Origin of the sequence: Actinoplanes sp. GCM10030250 (genome assembly GCF_042666575.1) — a bacterium.
In the GTDB taxonomy this organism is placed as follows: Bacteria; Actinomycetota; Actinomycetes; order Mycobacteriales; family Micromonosporaceae; genus Actinoplanes.
The window spans coordinates 1-611 of the sequence record NZ_JBHTDO010000121.1 but is presented as its reverse complement, the minus strand read 5'-3'; the positions used below and the strand labels follow the sequence as shown (position 1 = coordinate 611).

The 611-nt window shown below is 55.5% G+C and carries 2 protein-coding genes; both read left to right on the top strand.

Annotation, left to right across the window (positions count from 1 at the left end):
• Positions 1-273: hypothetical protein (locus tag ACFQV6_RS44325; protein ID WP_378033753.1), on the top strand; the 273-nt coding region annotated here is incomplete at its 5' end.
• Positions 274-303: 30 nt separating this feature from the next.
• The coding region (locus tag ACFQV6_RS44320) for a DUF4913 domain-containing protein (protein WP_378033752.1) at positions 304-611 on the top strand (308 nt) is incomplete at its 3' end.

Sequence of the window (611 nt, the reverse complement as noted above, 5' to 3'; positions counted from 1 at the left end):
GTGATACGGACGGAAGTAGACCAGACCATTGACACAAAAAAATTCAATTCACGCTATGGAAAAGAAATGGGGATACAGAGCAGCAGGGCATTCAAGGACGCTGACGGAGAGCCTATTAAGCCAGCAGATCTGCGAGAAGCGTATGCGGCAGTCGCCTTTTATGAATTCGCCCCCAAAAGAGTGACCGAAGTTCAGTATAAATGTGACATTTTGGGTCACAAATTTATGGATGTCACGCTGGATTACTTGGGGTTCAACGTCGAACATATCTGAAACCATCAACATCACTGAAAAGGTGTAGCAATGGAGTTGACACGAAAGACGACCGCATGGGCTGCCGTTGACTTGTCGGTGCTGCATGGATGGGTTACGGGCGCGCTCTCGCGGTTGTATGCCCGCCAGGTCACCGACACCCCCGAGGCCACGTGGTGTCCCGAGTGGTGGCAGCACCCCGAGGCGGTGGCGCGGCTGAACGTATTGATGGCCACGTTCATGACCGCGGCATCCGATGACGACCCGGTCGCGATGTCGGCATGGTGGCTCGATCACGCGGACCCGCACATGTCCCGTCTGTTCGATCCGCGCGGAGTGTTCAAAGGCTGCTCGCCGCG